Origin of the sequence: Scandinavium hiltneri (assembly GCF_024764835.1) — a bacterium.
GTDB lineage: Bacteria > Pseudomonadota > Gammaproteobacteria > Enterobacterales > Enterobacteriaceae > Scandinavium > Scandinavium hiltneri.
In genome coordinates this window covers 104,992-120,220 of the sequence record NZ_JALIGE010000071.1, presented here as the reverse complement: position 1 = coordinate 120,220, position 15,229 = coordinate 104,992, and the positions used below count along the sequence as shown (strand labels likewise).

Here is a 15,229-nt window from a genome sequence, read left to right as displayed (position 1 = left end):
AAAGAAGTTAGCAAGCTAACAGTCACTGATGTAACTATGATTTTGGATGATATAATCAGGGTATCCACTGCTTATATCTGATGCCGCCCTCTGGTCGGTCATCTTCCGCTTTTTACATTCAATGGTCATCTGCCATCATGAGAATAAGATTGCATACACTGCTGGTACTGCTGCCTGCAATACTTTCCCTGTCGGGATGTTCACTTTCTCCGTCATTGCCTTTTTTGGGGGCTGCTTTTCCTGACTGGCTTTATTGCATCGCTGGCGGCTCGATTCTGACCGGGCTTATTTTTAGCCTGGCGGGCGATAAATTGCTCGCGCGCTTCACGTTAAATATTGCTGGATGGCTATTAATTGCAGCAATCCTTTCAATGATTATTTGGTTATTAATTTTTAGTTAACCGACAGGCCATTATCATGTTTAAAAATAAGCAAAAAACAACGTTAATTGTGCTGACGGTTGCGGCGCTGATTGTCCTCGCTCTGGTTGTCTGGCGCATTGATGCGCGGCCCCGGACCGATGATGCCTATGCCTACGCGGACACCATCACCGTGTCACCCGAAGTGAGTGGCCGGATCCTTGAACAACCGGTGCGTGATAACCAGTTGGTGCAAAAAGATGCCCTCCTTTTCCGGATTGACCCCGCGACTTACGAAGCCGCGCTGAAGCAGGCCCAGGCGAAACTTGCAGGACTGAATCGCCAGATTGAGCTGACTCAGCGCTCAGTCAATGCCCAGAAATTCAGTGCTGGATCGGCAAAAGCCTCTATCGCCAGCGCGCAGGCCGATGCGAAAAAAGCCGCTGATACCTTACGCCGTCTTGCACCGCTGCTTTCTCAGGGCTTTGCTTCGGCTGAAGAAGTTGACCAGGCGCGTGCGGCGAATGCCAGCGCGCAATCCCGTCTGCAAAGTCTGCAATTACAGGCGAAACAGGCCGAAGCCGCTGTCAGCGGTGTCGATGCGCTGGTGGCGCAACGAGCAGAAATCGAAGCGCAGATTGATATCGCCAAACTGAATCTCGAACATACCGAAGTGCGTGCGCCGTTTACCGGGCGCGTAGCATCACTGAAAACCAGTATTGGTGAATTTGTCTCGGCAGGAAAACCGGTATTTACTCTGATTGACACCACGCACTGGTATGTCATCGCTAATTTCCGTGAAACCGAGCTGAAGAATATTCAGGAAGGCACACCGGCTCGTGTCTGGTTGATGAGCGACACCGGCAAAACCTTTGACGGCCAGGTGGATTCCATTAGCTACGGGGTGTTGCCAGATGATGGCGGCAGCATTATTGCAGGCTTACCGGCGGTGAAAAGGAACATTAACTGGGTGCATGTTTCACAACGCTTCCCGGTCAAAATTCGGGTCACGAATCCTGACCCGCACCTGTTCCGCGTCGGCGCCTCTGCGGTAGCAACGCTGCAACCTCGCTAAGCGGAGGCCGTATGGTTTCACAAACGATTACCGCGACCCCCAACAGGTTGCAACAGCTAGCCAGTTTGCTGCGACCTTATCCAGGGCGCGGAAACCTGATGCTGCGTTGTCTGATAACCTGTTCGCTGGTGATGGTTATCTCATTGACGCTACAGATCCCTTTTCTGGCGCTGTCTCTGATAGCCGTTTTTTATGTCACGCAAAAGAATATTGTGCTGTCAAAACTGACCGGTACCTTGTTTCTTCTCGGGACGACGCTGGCGGTGGGGCTGTCGATTCTGACCTTAAAACTGACCTGGGAATATCCCATGCTGCGCCTGATGATGGCGGGCGGGCTTTTTTTCGGTTGCGTCTATCTGATGCGAGCCACCAAATATGGCGTTATCTTCTTCCTGAGTGGGCTGGTGATTTTTTATACCCAAACCTTCGCGGATCTGACCGATCAGGCAGACAGCGTGGTGCGCCTGATTCTGTGGCTGTGGGTGGCTATCAATTACGCCATCATTCTGACGCTTATTGTGAATCTGCTGTTTCTTCCTCAGGAGCCGGTCGCCCAACTTCGTGGGGCGCTGCGGGCGCAATTAGCCGACATTATCGAACGCACAGAGCGCTTTATTCACGGAGAAACGTTGCCTGAACCTTTACCGGCGGCGGTCATCCAGGAAAAAACGCTGATGCTCCAGCACATGCTGGCCTTTTCGGTGATGCGAGATAAGCGCTATCGCCAGGATGAAGCCTGGCATCTGGCGCGGATCAGTACGGTGTCGGGATTATATTTGATGGTGCAACAACTGCCCCTTAACCCCGATGCGGCTGATATTGTGCTGGCGCAGAAACTGCTCGAAGCCTGCAAGCGATTTTCCGCCGCCATTGCAGAAGACACACCGTTTTCGGTCGATGAGACCGATGTCTTCCAGGGCGCGACATCGGGAACGCTGGTGCGGATGATGGAATCGGTTACTGCATTTTCGCACTACCAACATGTCCCGGTTGAGTCAGAGGCAGAATCGAAAGAAAGAGTCCGTAGCAATGGGCTGGTAATGAACCAGACCTGGTGTACTTTCGCATTCAAAACCCTGCTTTCAACCTATGTCTGCTATCTCATCTATGTCGCCGCGGACTGGCAGGGCATTCATACCATCATGCTGAGCTGCATCATTGTGGCGCAATCGAGTCTGGGATCGACGGCCCAGCGAGGATTGTTGCGTGTGATTGGCGCAGTGCTCGGCAGCCTGGCGGCACTCCTGATGGTGATTCTGGTCATGCCGCATATCGAAAGTGTGGTGGGGCTGTTGGCCATGTCACTACCGGTGATTGGCCTTGGTGCGTGGATCTATGCCGGTTCAGAGAAAATTAGTTATGCGGGTATTCAGATGATGTTTACCTTCTCACTGGCCTTGCTGGAAAGCTTTGGCCCGACCTTCGAACTGGTGGAAATACGCGACAGGATAATCGGGATTTTGCTCGGGGTGCTGATAGCAACCTGTTTCCATCTCTTTTTATGGCCTGAGCGTGAAGGCAAACTGTTCTGGAGTAGCGTTAGCGGCTTAATTAACGCCCTGGCCAAACGGGTGAAAACGCACACAGAAAGCGCGGGGAGTGAAATTGCTCTGCGTCGTTCACTGGCAGGATGCCAGGGGATTGCCGCCAGGGTTGCGATGGAGCCAGGCTGGTCGTCAGACCACCGTCAGTCAGAAAGCGACATTCTGGCCGCTCAACAAGTGCTGAGTCATCTCAGTGAGATTATCTATCAGTTTGAGCACCTCAGAGCGGAACACGGAGACGCGGACTTCACCGCAGAACGCCAACAGGCGGCAGAATTATTGCAAAACTGTGCAGCGCTGGCAGCGTCTGGCGAGCCGTCGGATGACGCGGCCCCGGTGACAAACGTCAATGAAGGGCGTTTACAGACCCTGTTTTACGAAATCGATCAGCTTAATCTCAGCCTGCGAACCCGGCAGGCTGCAACTGGAATGGCATAACTATGCGTTCTCTTAAAAGAGTCAATAAAGTCAAACCGCTGGCACTGCTGTGCTGTGCGCTGCTCGCGGCCTGTGCGCCGATGAAAGACGACACGTCCACCGTGAAGCCGATTTCGCAGCAGGAAATCGTCCTGCCGAAAGATATAAAATTAACCTCTCAGCAGTGGCCTGACGCGACCTGGTGGAAACACTACAACGATCCGCAGCTTAATGCGCTTATCGACCGGGCCTTAAAGCAGTCTCCGTCGATAGCCGTGGCGCATGCGCGCGTTGCTCAGGCACGTTCTGACGTGGCGCTGATTGAATCAGGGACGCAGTTGAAAGTGAACGCGATGGCGCAAATCAACGAGGCACATGTCTCATCCAATGGGTATCTCGGGCCCTTTGCTAATGACGTGCCGCAAGTATCGGCATTGAGTGGCCCGTGGTATACCGAAGGGATCGTGGGCCTGGGCGCAACGCTCGACATTGACTTGTGGGGCGAACATCGCGATCGCCTCGATGCGGTGATGGGGGTGGAAAATGCGCACAAGCTCGAAGAGAAAGCGGTTGAGTTAGAGATTTCCGCCGACGTGGCCCAACTCTATTATGGTATTCAAACCACTGACCAGGTAATGCAACGTCTGGGAACGTTAAAACAATCCGAAACGTTCGTGCTTAATTCCCACGAAGCGCGTGCAGCACGAGGACTTGAATCACATTCGGATGCGGAAATGGCGAAAGCCATGCTGTTGACCATCGAACAACAGCTCTCAAAAGCCAAACAGCAACGTGTGGCGTTCCGTGAATCGCTGCGTGCATTGATTGGGGGCGGTGAGCTGGCGGAAATCACACCAATGCCGTTACCGGTAGCACAAACGCAATTACCGTCGTCGCTTAACTATCAGCTGCTGGCGCGTCGTCCGGACCTCCAGGCTGCTCACTGGTACGTACAATCTTCGATGAAGCAAATAGATGCGGCAAAAGCGGCGTTCTATCCGAAGTTCGATATCAAAGCATTCTTTGGCTTTGATGCTCTGCATCTGGATGATCTTTTTGATCACTCAAGCCAGCAGACCAATATTGTTCCAGGCCTTTATTTGCCTATCTTCTCGGGTGGGCAGCTTGAAGCCAACCTCGATAAGACCCGTCATCAGCGTGATATGCTGATTTCGCAATACAACCAGGCGGTGCTGACGGCGGTGAAAGACGTCGTGGTGACGGGTTCAGCCCTTCAGTCGTTACAGGAAGAGCAGACGTTGCAAAATGAGAAAGTCAGCTCTGCGGCGGCGGGCATGAACAATGCCAAAGCCCGCTATCAGCGTGGGCTTATCAGCGAGGCGATGGCAAACGAAGCCCAGCGGCAGTGGCTGACTGCGCAGATCCAGCAGATTGAAATGCAGGGACAACTGGTCAGCAAAGACATTGTGCTGAATAAAGCGCTCGGTGGCGGGAAAATATAGCCAGTGCTGGTCGACGGTTGATGGGGATAACCGCTGCAAGCGTTTAACAACAAGCTACGCTTTTGCGTGGCTTCATTGTTTGCGCTGACGGTGGCGCATTGCCGCTGAACCCGTAGATCAGATTATTCCGCCCCGTGCGTCATGTCTTTGGCTTGTATCGTTGGCGATAATCCGCGTAACAGGTATCATTTTGCGTACTGCATTCCAAAACTGAATATTTGCCAGAGCATATTGCTTCATGGCTGCAATCTCTTCCGAGGGTTTCATGACTAACACTAACTTCTCTCAAACGGCGGCGTTTATCTGGTCAGTTGCCGATCTGCTTCGTGGTGACTTTAAGCAGTCCCAGTACGGGCGCGTGATCCTGCCATTTACGCTGTTACGCCGTCTTGAGTGTGTGTTAGCGCCTACCAAAGAGGCGGTGGTTGCAGAGGCGGAAAAGCTGAAGGCCAGCCCGTTACCGGAAGAGGGGCGAGAGAAGTTTCTGTTACGTGCCAGCAACGGGCTGTCGTTCTTCAATACCTCGCCGATGGATCTCGGCAAGATTGTAGTGGCACACTGAATTTGGCCACCTGAACAGAGGTGATATGCTCACCTCAGAACAACACAGGTGCACCAATGAAAAGAAAAAATTTTAGTCCTGAATTCAGACGTGAGTCAGCCCAGTTGGTTGTCGATCAAAATTACACTGCCGCTCAGGCAGCGAAGGCCATGGACGTTGGCCTTTCTACGATGACGAAATGGGTAAAACAGCTGCGTGATGAACGGCAGGGCAAAACGTCAAACGCCTCTCCAATAACCCCGGAACAAATCGAAATACGTGAGCTAAAGAAAAAGCTGCAACGTATTGAAATGGAAAACGAAATATTAAAAAAGGCTACCGCGCTCTTGATGTCAGACTCCCTGAACAGTTCTCGTTAATCGGGAAACTCAGGGCGCGTTATCCAGTGGCCTCTCTCTGCCACGTGTTCGGGGTTCATCGTAGCAGCTACAAATACTGGCAAAACCGTCCTGAAAAACCAGACGGCAGGCGGGCTGTATTACGAAGCCAGGTGATGGAGCTGCATAACATCAGCCATGGTTCTGCCGGAGCAAGGAGCATCGCCACAATGGCAACCCAGAGAGGCTATCGGATGGGACGCTGGCTTGCTGGCAGACTGATGAAAGAGCTGGGGCTGGTCAGTTGCCAGCAGCCTACTCATCGATATAAACGTGGCGGCCATGAACACGTCGCGATCCCGAATCACCTTGAGCGGCAGTTCGCAGTGACAGAGCCAAATCAAGTGTGGTGCGGTGACGTGACGTATATCTGGACAGGTAGCGCTGGGCATACCTTGCAGTTGTTCTCGATCTGTTCGCGAGGAAACCGCTGGGTTGGGCAATATCGTTCTCCCCGGATAGCAAACTGACGGCCAAAGCGCTGGAAATGGCGTGGGAAGCTCGCGGCAAGCCAGACGGAGTGATGTTCCACAGCGATCAAGGCAGTCATTATACAAGCAGGCAGTTCCGGCAGTTATTGTGGAGGTACCGGATCAAACAGAGTATGAGCCGACGTGGAAACTGCTGGGATAACAGCCCGATGGAGCGCTTCTTCAGGAGTCTGAAGAATGAATGGGTGCCAGTGACTGGTTACGTAAGCTTCAGCGATGCTGCCCATGAAATAACAGATTATATCGTTGGGTATTACAGCGCGCTCAGGCCGCATGAATATAACGGCGGGTTACCCCCCAACGAATCGGAAAATCGATACTGGAAAAACTCTAAAGTGGTGGCCAGTTTTTGTTGACCACTACATAACGAGTTAACCTGTGAAGCCGATACGCTGGATAGTCATGGGTATGTGTATATCGCAATTTATCCCTCAAATCAGGTTAAAGACTGATTTTTAGCATCATCTCTGCATCTTAATCCTTCATACCTTTTACTCCTTTATTAAGAGACTCAACTCATGCAAACCACAACTGTACCGGCCACGGTGTCGGTTGCGTCACGCCTGTCGCCCGTGCAGGTCTGGCAGCAACTGTTAACGTACCTGTTAGAACACCATTACGGTCTGACACTTAACGACACGCCATTCCATGATGACACGGCCATTCAAGAGCATATCGAAGCGGGAATAACATTGGCCGATGCGGTGAATTTCCTGGTGGAACGTTATGAACTGATACGCACTGACCGAAAAGGTTTTACATGGCAGGAGCAGACACCGTTCCTGACGGCTACCGATATTCTCAGAGCAAAGCGAGCTACCGGATTAATGAATACGTAAATTCTTCGAGCCTCATTCCTGATTTTTACCTCTGTACTTTCCTCCCTTTTTATTCCTCGCATAATGCGCCTGCCAATTCCGGCAGGCGTGTTTGCTTTTACGGACGATTAACGATGCAAACAGAACCCGACGTGTTAACAGATCACAACGAACTCATCCTTTCGACCAGTATTGAACGTGTGGTCACTGGCCGCGATACCGCACTGAAACAGATAGAACAACTCATTCAGCAGCTTGATGCTATTTCACGGCTAACCTCAGAAATTGGCGGTGGTACAGCGCAAGATTGGGCAATGAAAGTCGGGCACCGTTACGACAGTTGGATGACTGAAAATACTGATAAAGCGCTGCCTGCTATCACCCGTAATATCGACCGCAGTATCTGGCGGGACTTGATGCTGAAGTCTGGCATGATGGCATTGATGGACGCTCAGGCCCGTGACCAGTGGCATAAGAACCTTGAGGAGGGGGATCTACCTGCCATCAGCGAGGCGAATATCCTCAGTACTTTTGAGCAGCTACATCTGAACAAAATGGATGTCTTTGAGCGTGGCATTATCAATGTCTTCAAAGGGCTGTCATGGGACTACAAAACCAATAGTCCTTGTAGCTTCAGTAAGAAAATCATCGTCAACACTCTGGTGAGTCACAATCGCTGGGGATTTAGTTTGAACTGGGGTTGGCGACGGGATCAACTAGCGGACCTGGAGAGAATGTTGTTTCTGCTCGATGGTAAACCAATACCCGACAACCGTGGCGATGTCACTATACGTTTGATGGATCATATTCGGGACAACCCGTCGAAGGATATTTACGAAGATGATTTCTTCAGTATCCGTTACTTCCAGAAGGGAACAGCGCACATCACTTTTAAGCGGTGTGATCTGACAGAAAAGATGAATGATATCGTGGCAAAGCACTATCCGGAGATGCTGGCAGCGAGATGAAGAGGGCAGGGAGGCAATTCCTTACCTGACCCATTACCTGACCCGATTCGTATAAAACGAAAAAGGAGTCAGACGATTTCTCATCTAACTCCTTGTTTTATTTGGTGGCCCCTACTGGACTTGAACCAGTGACCAAGCGATTATGAGAACCCTTACAACCAACCGAAAAACAATAACTTAATGAAAAATCAGGCGATTGTAGAATCAATATAAGGCAATGAAAGGCAATATTTCTAAGTTTGTGCGACACTTTTGCGACACAATCCTAATGTGCAGTAACTACCGTTTGCCAGCAATATGAGATGAAATTCGCTCCTAAACGCGCGTCAAATTTCAGCGTGATTTATAACCGACAATGGATTGAATTTTACCGCCTCTTCCAGATGATTTGGAGCAAAGTGCGCATAACGCATGGTCATTTTTATATCGGTATGCCCTAAAACTCTTTGCAATACGAGGATGTTTCCACCATTCATCATAAAATGACTGGCAAAGGTATGCCTTAAAACATGCGTAAGTTGCCCGGCAGGTAGTTCAATGCCAGCGCGTTGCAATGCATTTCTGAAAGCATAGTAACAAGGCGTGAATAGTAGCCCATTCTTTTTAGGTATCTGCGCTAGCAGTTCTGGGGCTAATGGGATGGTGCGGTTACGCTTTCCTTTAGTTTTCACAAATGTGACTTTTCCGGCAGAAACCTGCGAGCGCCTAAGAGTTTCTGCTTCGCTCCATCGCGCACCAGTTGCGAGGCAAACTTTGACAATCATTTCGAGATCTTTTGCAGAGCTGTTGCGGCATTCCAACAACAGTAGTTCGATTTGCTGTCCTGTAAGGTATGCCATCTCGCTCTCGTCAGTTCTGAACTGACGGACATTCTCCAGTGGATTTGGTGCTTTCCATTCCCCCAATCTTTTCAACTCATTGAATACGGCTAGAAAATATGCGTGCTCAAGGTTGAGTGTTCTGGGTGAAACTTTAGAGATGCGTTTCGTTCTGGCGAACTCGCCTTCAAGCCTTTTAGCTCTGTAAGCCGTGAATAGCTGCGCGCTAAATTCCGTAGCCAAAGGGGAACCCATACATTCAGCGGCCCATAACATCGAGCTCCTGCGTTTCTCTCCATCGTTTAGAGTGATGCCATGGCGGTCAAACCATAGATGCACCAAATCAGCTAACCGGCGTTTATCTTTTCCATCACCAAGCCAAGGTGAATCTTCAACCTTCTGCAGGGTGTAGTTTTCAAAGGCAAGAGCCTCACCTTTAGTCGCAAATTTTTTACGTATTCTTTTACCCGGCTTACCATCGCTACGGTTTACGGTATAAAAGTCAGCGACCCATTGCCCATCACTCAACTTACGAACAGTCATAAACTGATTATCCGCTGATAATTGTCAGTGCTACACGCCCAATGACGTTAATGTCCTCAATCGCACAGTCAAAAGCTGTACCCGAACCACCTACGCGAACCCTTCTAACTGGAATTCTTGTTAATGTTCTTACGCTTGTTTTTCCTTCAACTTCTACAAGCCATTCCCCATCAAAAATTTCCGAAAACTCTCTCTCAATAACAAAAGTTGTCGAGCCTTCAATGATGCAAATAGGTTGAGACGGTATTGCTTTACCTGGTTGGAATGTAGCTTTATCCAACATCAACATTCCATCGTCATAGAGCTGACCATCGACGACCTTTTGTTTAGTAATTCTTAGAACATCAAGGTCAACTCCGTCGAATTTTGGCCCGTTGCCGGTCGCTAGCCATTCAAGGGTTGCGCCTGTTTCCGCCATACAGCGAACCACGATATCGGATGGGAAAAAGTCCCTCTTATAGCGGTTAGCCAAACTGCTACTGGCAATTCCCAAATGCTCGGCAAGCGCAACTTTGGTCTTAAATCCATAAGCTTCTATGACGCGATCTAACGTGTCGTTTCCGCCTCGTGAAAAGTCTATTTGTAGGTTCATGAAAACTTTACCTTGCAAGTTTTCGCAAAGTGATATTAAACTTCGCTTTGTAGGTTTAAAGAAACATTGGCTCATATAACCCTGTATTGCCCTACAGGTTAACCGACGGAGTTTGCCTTATGCGACCAAACATTACAATCGTCATACCCGAACCATATCTCCCATTAGATGAGTACTGCCGCCGAACTGGCACCAACAAAGAAACGGCTAAGAACCTGATTGAGTATGGAAAGTTACCGATTAAGCCAAAAGGAAAGCAAAAAAAAGGCTTAGTCGAGGTCAATATGGCCGCTCTGACTATTCAGGCATTAAGTGAATGTGATGTTTCACTTAACGCGTAATTCAGCATAGCTATTAGGACGAAGCTAATCATGTTTGATTTTCAGGTTTCCAAACATCCCTACTATGACGAAGCGTGCCGAGTTTTCGCACAGCGTCACAACATGGCGAAGCTGGCCGAGCGTGCGGGTATGAATGTTCAGACGTTACGTAACAAGCTCAACCCTGAACAGCCTCACCAATTCACACCGCCTGAGTTGTGGCTGCTGACTGACCTGACAGAAGATTCAACTCTCGTTGACGGTTTTCTGGCGCAGATTCATTGCCTGCCATGCGTTCCGGTTAATGAGCTGGCTAAAGACAAATTGCAGTCTTATGTCATGCGCGCCATGAGTGAACTCGGAGAGTTGGCAAGCGGTGCGGTTTCTGCTGAGCGTATGACTTCTGACCGGAAGCACAACATGGTTGAAAGCGTCAACTCAGGCATTCGCATGTTGTCATTATCTGCATTGGCATTGCAGGCGCGCCTACAGGCCAACCCCGCAATGTCGAGCGTGGTCGATACCATGAGTGGTATCGGTGCAACATTCGGCCTGATGTGAGGTGCTTATGCTGAACAATGAACCCTCATTCGCGTCTCTGCTCGTTAAGAAAAGCCCCGGCATGCATTTCGGTCACGGCTGGATTGCTGGGAAAGATGGCCAGCGCTGGCACCCAAGCCGCGATCAGTCCGAATTGTTAAATGGGCTGAAATCAAAACAGGCAAAGCCGTCAGTCTTTTTAATTATTCGTATTGCTCATTTTATTCGAAAAGGAGTGAAGTATGTCACGCGATGATTTGAGAATAATACTGGGAGCCGTTATTCCAAACATGGAAGAAGGTTTTGAAATTAAAACCCGCGACGGTGCAATTCTGCGTGTTGATCCGAATTGGGAATGCTGCAAGGAATTTAAAGCGGGACTACAGGCGGAAATCATCAGTCAGTTGAAAAGCAAACCCGTCCGCGTTTTTGGCTACAGCTAAATAAACACCCGTAATTAAATGGCGTAAACCCGTCGGGCTTCTTATTGCCCGAAATCAGGAGAGTTAGTTATGCGTAATACCGAAACCCGTAATTTTGAAGCTGAAAGTGACGCACTGGCCGTAATGCTGACCGCGGCTAAAAACGAAGAACGCAAAGACCGCGCTCTCGCTGTTTCAATCCGCCTCGAGGCGCTGGCCGTTCATATCGCCAACAAAGATTTGAGCGGCAAAGAAGCTGCAGAACTGCTACGCCGCGAAGCCACCCGCTACGAAAACGAATCGCAGGAGCTGCACTAATGGCCGATGCAATGGATATCGCACAACAGCGTGAGCAGGCAGAACGTGAGCGCCTCATCAATAACGCGCGCAGCCGTATCGCTGCACCTTCACGTTTTCTCTGCGAGGAGTGTGATGCACCAATCCCGGAAGCGCGCCGCGCTGCAATTCAGGGTGTGGCCTTTTGCGTGACCTGTCAGCAAATCGCAGAACTGAAAACAAAACATTACAGGGGTGTTTAAATGAGCATTCGCATCGAAATAGGTGAAAAATGGGTTATTACCAGCGACCAATATCAATTCATCCTGAATGAAAAGAAAGTTGCCAAATCCGGCAAGAAAGCTGGCGAGGAATGGCTAGACACTATCGGTTATTACCCAAAGATCGAGCAGCTTATTTCCGGGCTAATTCACCACCATATTCAACAGTCATCAATTAACACAATTAAGGCCATGGCCGCTGAAATCGAGCGTGTCGGGAAATTATGCACTGCAACTTTCCATTCTGCAGCGGATAAATAACATATGGTCGGCAACCTGGCTAACGTTATTCATTACCACGGAACGCCTGTATGGGGTGACGCTGGCAACGTTCATCGCATCGCGGTAAACGGTGCCGGCGCATTCGTATCCTATGCACGGCCAGACCAATTGTCTGCATCAATCAAATACGCTCTTTCTGTTGCCATAGATAACGGGGCTTTTTCGGCATGGAAGCGCGGCCTTGTTATTGACTGGCAGCAATTCTATCAGTGGTTAATCCCGCATTATCATCATCCAAAACTGTCTTTCTTTGTCATCCCTGATGTAGTCGAAGGTGGCGAAGCGGATAACGATGCCCTTATTTCAAAGCTACCGCGCTGCTTCCGAAGCAAAGCCGCGCCAGTATGGCATCTGCATGAGTCACTGAATCGTCTGGTTGAACTTTGCCGGGAATGGCCGCGAGTATGTTTTGGTTCATCAGGAAAGTACGCAACTATCAGAACACAGCTCTGGCACAGAAGGATGTCGGAAGCGTTTGAAACCATCTATTGCAAGCACAGTTTCTCAACACAGATACACGGGCTTCGTATGCTTGATGGTCGAGTGCTGGGGAACTATCCGCTCTCAACAGCAGACAGCACTAACCTTGCCTGCAACGTTCCTAAATTCGAGGTTAAATACCCTGAGCTCACGAAGGTAATTCGCGACGCCGACTATTCAAGGAATCTTTCCGAAGTTGAACTCAAAACAGTAATTCTGAAACGCCGCTGCTCCATCCTCAAAAACACCATTGAGGCAGTAGTGCCACCGTCAATTTCAGAGTGGCAGTCGCAAGGGCTGACTCCGCACCAACTGGAGTTAGCCATCGCATGACGAACTATGTTTATGCCTGGAATAAACCAAAACCGGCTATATCGAGCCCCTATCTGACTTACGCAGAACAATATCGCCGCGACAACATGTTCGCGGCTTTGTTACATGCGAGAAAGGTGCTTTCTCTACAGCCTGAGTGCGTGCGTTTTGATGTTTATCGTACCGCTGCGGTGCTGGAGCAAAATCAGGGCAGTCAACGAGCCAATGCCTTTTTAATCAGCTTCTGCAAAAAGGCATTGCCACGTCTCGAACTGGTCGCAAAAAAATACGAATGTGCAGGTGTCAAAAGCAATGTATCAGCCGCTGTTTACTGTGGTCATTTTGATACCGAGCTTATGCAATATCTGGCATCACGCATGGTCAATATGGTAGGCAGATATAACCGCCTACCGGATATGTCGCGCGCCGATATTGACCTGTTGGCCGGGGATATCGCTAATTTCGTTCGTGCTGAACTGGCCGACATTGAAGACGCTGGCTTTAGCGAGCTAAAAACGCTGCACACCTGGTACATGTACGCCGGTTTAATCTGCCAGCAATTCAACGTTACTCCGCCACATTGGGAGCGGGTGACAAAAAAATATGTCGGACAAGATGAAATCGCACCGGCAATCATGCGCATGTTTAATGAGGCTTGGTGGCGTGGGCGGCTGCGCCGTGTTGCGGCAGCTTGGCGTGAACATCTGCAAATTGCCATTGGCAACGTCAGCAAGAAAAAGCATGTCTATGCGAGTAAAAACTGCGTCACAGACTGGCGCGAACAGAAACGCCGCACGCGCGAATTTCTCAAAGGTCTGGATCTCGAAGACGAAGACGGCAACCGCATCAGCCTGATTGAAAAATACGATGGTTCTGTCGCTAACCCTGCAATTCGTCGCTGCGAGCTGATGACCCGCATCCGTGGGTTTGAAAATATATGTAATGAGCTCGGATATGTCGGGGAGTTTTACACGCTGACTGCCCCCTCAAAATATCACGCCACAACTAAAGCCGGTTATCGTAACGGCAAATGGAACGGAGCCAGTCCATCCGACACTCAAAGCTACCTCACAGGCATTTGGGCACGCATACGCGCCAAGCTGCACCGGGAAGAAATCCGCATTTTCGGTATACGTGTTGCCGAGCCTCATCACGACGGAACGCCACATTGGCACATGCTTATGTTCATGTTGCCGGAAGACGTCGAGCGCGTGCGCCTCATCATCCGTGATTATGCGCGGGAGGAAGACCGCCACGAACTGAGAAGCGATAAAGCCAAAAAAGCGCGCTTTCATGCCGAGGCCATTGACCCGGAAAAGGGCAGTGCTACCGGTTATGTCACTAAATACATTTCGAAAAATATTGACGGTTATGCTCTTGATGGTGAAACCGATGACGAAAGCGGTGAGCTGCTGAAAGAGACCGCCCCCACCGTTTCAGCATGGGCGGCGCGCTGGCATATCCGTCAATTTCAGTTTGTCGGTGGTGCGCCGGTAACGGTTTACCGTGAGCTGCGTCGTCTCGCTGATACCGAGGCCGCACATGGTCTGAGTGTTGAGTTTGCTGCCGTCCATGATGCCGCTGACGCCGGTGATTGGGCTGGCTACGTTAATGCACAAGGTGGCCCGTTTGTCCGTCGTGACGATTTGCAGGTGCGTACGCTGTATGAGCCGCGCACAGAGTTCAATCAGTATGGCGAGGAAACTGTCTGCATTCGTGGCGTGTACGACTCCGCCGTCGGCGCTGACACTCCGATTTTAACCCGGCTCACACAATGGAAAATCGTGCCGAAGCGTGCCGTTGATTTGGCCGTTGACGTTAAGGGCGATCCTTCGCCCTCTCGGAGTTCTGTCAATAACTGTACGGGAAGCGAAAGCGATCCACCGGAACACGATTTATCAAAACCTCTAAGTCGACGCGAAAGGCGTGAGCTGACAAATCGACTAAGGAAGAAAAGGCTGGGGATACGGAGAAAATTCATCCACGGAAGGGATGAGCAAAACGGCGCGATAGAGAAAACCATCGACGAGATACACCTGACAACCGGCGTAACCATCAGCCGTGGAGAAGCCCTGCATCTGATGGCAGGTGGTAAAAGCTGTTTTGACGGCAAATGGCTGCGAGGAACGGCAAAAGGCGAATTATTTTCCGCAGCGCCATCGCATCAGGCTAAAGCTAGGAAAATCCTCAGTCGTGTCGCGGCTTTAGCGGAGCTGGCAACGAAAATATAGTCGTTAATATTCATCCTTATCATGTACATACAGTGTATTTAACCGTGATTTTTTTCTT

The 15,229-nt window shown here is 50.1% G+C and carries 17 protein-coding genes and 3 pseudogenes; 18 read left to right on the top strand and 2 right to left on the bottom strand.

Features of this window, described 5'->3' with window-relative positions; all coding sequences use genetic code 11:
- Positions 1-149: 149 nt before the first annotated feature.
- The 9 genes and pseudogenes from MUU47_RS07905 to MUU47_RS07865 all read left to right on the top strand — a co-directional run bounded on the left by MUU47_RS07905 (position 150) and on the right by MUU47_RS07865 (position 8,074).
- Positions 150-401: a YtcA family lipoprotein gene (locus tag MUU47_RS07905; protein ID WP_258987640.1), complete on the top strand. Its 252-nt coding sequence runs from the start codon at positions 150-152 to the stop codon at positions 399-401.
- 16 nt (positions 402-417) lie between these two features.
- A complete protein-coding gene (gene mdtN / locus MUU47_RS07900; protein ID WP_258987638.1) occupies positions 418-1,434 on the top strand; it encodes a multidrug transporter subunit MdtN in 1,017 nt (338 codons plus the stop codon).
- Positions 1,435-1,445: 11 nt separating this feature from the next.
- Positions 1,446-3,416 carry an FUSC family protein gene (locus MUU47_RS07895; RefSeq protein WP_258987637.1) on the top strand — a complete coding sequence of 657 codons (1,971 nt, stop codon included), beginning with the start codon at positions 1,446-1,448 and terminating at the stop codon, positions 3,414-3,416.
- Between the two features lie 2 nt (positions 3,417-3,418).
- The gene (locus MUU47_RS07890; protein WP_258987636.1) at positions 3,419-4,858 is read left to right on the top strand and encodes an efflux transporter outer membrane subunit; all 1,440 of its coding nucleotides are present in this window, start codon (positions 3,419-3,421) and stop codon (positions 4,856-4,858) included.
- A 265-nt stretch (positions 4,859-5,123) separates the two neighbouring features.
- Positions 5,124-5,405, top strand: a pseudogene (locus tag MUU47_RS07885) (type I restriction-modification system subunit M N-terminal domain-containing protein); the annotation flags it as partial.
- A gap of 71 nt (positions 5,406-5,476) precedes the next feature.
- Positions 5,477-6,644: pseudogene (locus MUU47_RS07880) on the top strand (IS3 family transposase).
- 6 nt (positions 6,645-6,650) lie between these two features.
- A pseudogene (locus MUU47_RS07875) lies at positions 6,651-6,740 on the top strand (type IV toxin-antitoxin system YeeU family antitoxin); the annotation flags it as partial.
- A gap of 66 nt (positions 6,741-6,806) precedes the next feature.
- Positions 6,807-7,127, top strand: a complete 321-nt coding sequence (locus MUU47_RS07870) for a TA system toxin CbtA family protein (RefSeq protein WP_258987634.1) — start codon at positions 6,807-6,809, stop codon at positions 7,125-7,127.
- Between the two features lie 113 nt (positions 7,128-7,240).
- Positions 7,241-8,074, top strand: coding sequence for a DUF4942 domain-containing protein (locus MUU47_RS07865; protein ID WP_258987633.1), 834 nt, complete (start codon positions 7,241-7,243; stop codon positions 8,072-8,074).
- A gap of 326 nt (positions 8,075-8,400) precedes the next feature.
- Here the strand turns inward: MUU47_RS07865 and MUU47_RS07860 are convergent, their stop codons facing one another.
- Complete coding sequence (locus MUU47_RS07860) at positions 8,401-9,435, bottom strand: phage integrase (protein WP_258987632.1); 1,035 nt, start codon at positions 9,433-9,435, stop codon at positions 8,401-8,403.
- A gap of 7 nt (positions 9,436-9,442) precedes the next feature.
- A complete protein-coding gene (locus tag MUU47_RS07855) occupies positions 9,443-10,027 on the bottom strand; it encodes a phage repressor protein CI (protein ID WP_258987631.1) in 585 nt (194 codons plus the stop codon).
- Between the two features lie 119 nt (positions 10,028-10,146).
- Here MUU47_RS07855 and MUU47_RS07850 point away from each other — a divergent pair, with 119 nt between their 5' ends.
- From MUU47_RS07850 to MUU47_RS07810, 9 genes are all read left to right on the top strand, one after another.
- Positions 10,147-10,368, top strand: a complete 222-nt coding sequence (locus MUU47_RS07850) for a regulator (RefSeq protein WP_258987630.1) — start codon at positions 10,147-10,149, stop codon at positions 10,366-10,368.
- A 30-nt stretch (positions 10,369-10,398) separates the two neighbouring features.
- On the top strand, positions 10,399-10,908 hold the full coding sequence (locus MUU47_RS07845) for a phage regulatory CII family protein (protein WP_258987629.1): 510 nt from the start codon (positions 10,399-10,401) through the stop codon (positions 10,906-10,908).
- Between the two features lie 7 nt (positions 10,909-10,915).
- Complete coding sequence (locus MUU47_RS07840; RefSeq protein WP_258987628.1) at positions 10,916-11,143, top strand: phage filamentation protein Fil family protein; 228 nt, start codon at positions 10,916-10,918, stop codon at positions 11,141-11,143.
- Complete coding sequence (locus tag MUU47_RS07835; protein ID WP_258987627.1) at positions 11,130-11,330, top strand: hypothetical protein; 201 nt, start codon at positions 11,130-11,132, stop codon at positions 11,328-11,330. The genes MUU47_RS07840 and MUU47_RS07835 overlap by 14 nt, the downstream gene beginning before the upstream one ends.
- 69 nt (positions 11,331-11,399) lie before the next feature.
- Positions 11,400-11,627, top strand: a complete 228-nt coding sequence (locus MUU47_RS07830; RefSeq protein ID WP_258987626.1) for a DUF2732 family protein — start codon at positions 11,400-11,402, stop codon at positions 11,625-11,627.
- The gene (locus tag MUU47_RS07825) at positions 11,627-11,848 is read left to right on the top strand and encodes a TraR/DksA family transcriptional regulator (RefSeq protein ID WP_258987624.1); all 222 of its coding nucleotides are present in this window, start codon (positions 11,627-11,629) and stop codon (positions 11,846-11,848) included. The genes MUU47_RS07830 and MUU47_RS07825 overlap by 1 nt, the downstream gene beginning before the upstream one ends.
- Complete coding sequence (locus MUU47_RS07820) at positions 11,849-12,127, top strand: DUF5405 family protein (protein WP_258987623.1); 279 nt, start codon at positions 11,849-11,851, stop codon at positions 12,125-12,127.
- A 3-nt stretch (positions 12,128-12,130) separates the two neighbouring features.
- Entirely contained in the window at positions 12,131-12,961 is an 831-nt protein-coding gene (locus MUU47_RS07815) for a hypothetical protein (RefSeq protein WP_258987622.1), read from the top strand.
- Positions 12,958-15,171 (top strand): replication endonuclease, encoded by a 2,214-nt coding sequence (locus tag MUU47_RS07810; protein ID WP_258987621.1) that lies wholly within the window; start codon positions 12,958-12,960, stop codon positions 15,169-15,171. Before MUU47_RS07815 ends, MUU47_RS07810 begins: the two co-directional genes overlap by 4 nt.
- Positions 15,172-15,229 lie beyond the last annotated feature (58 nt).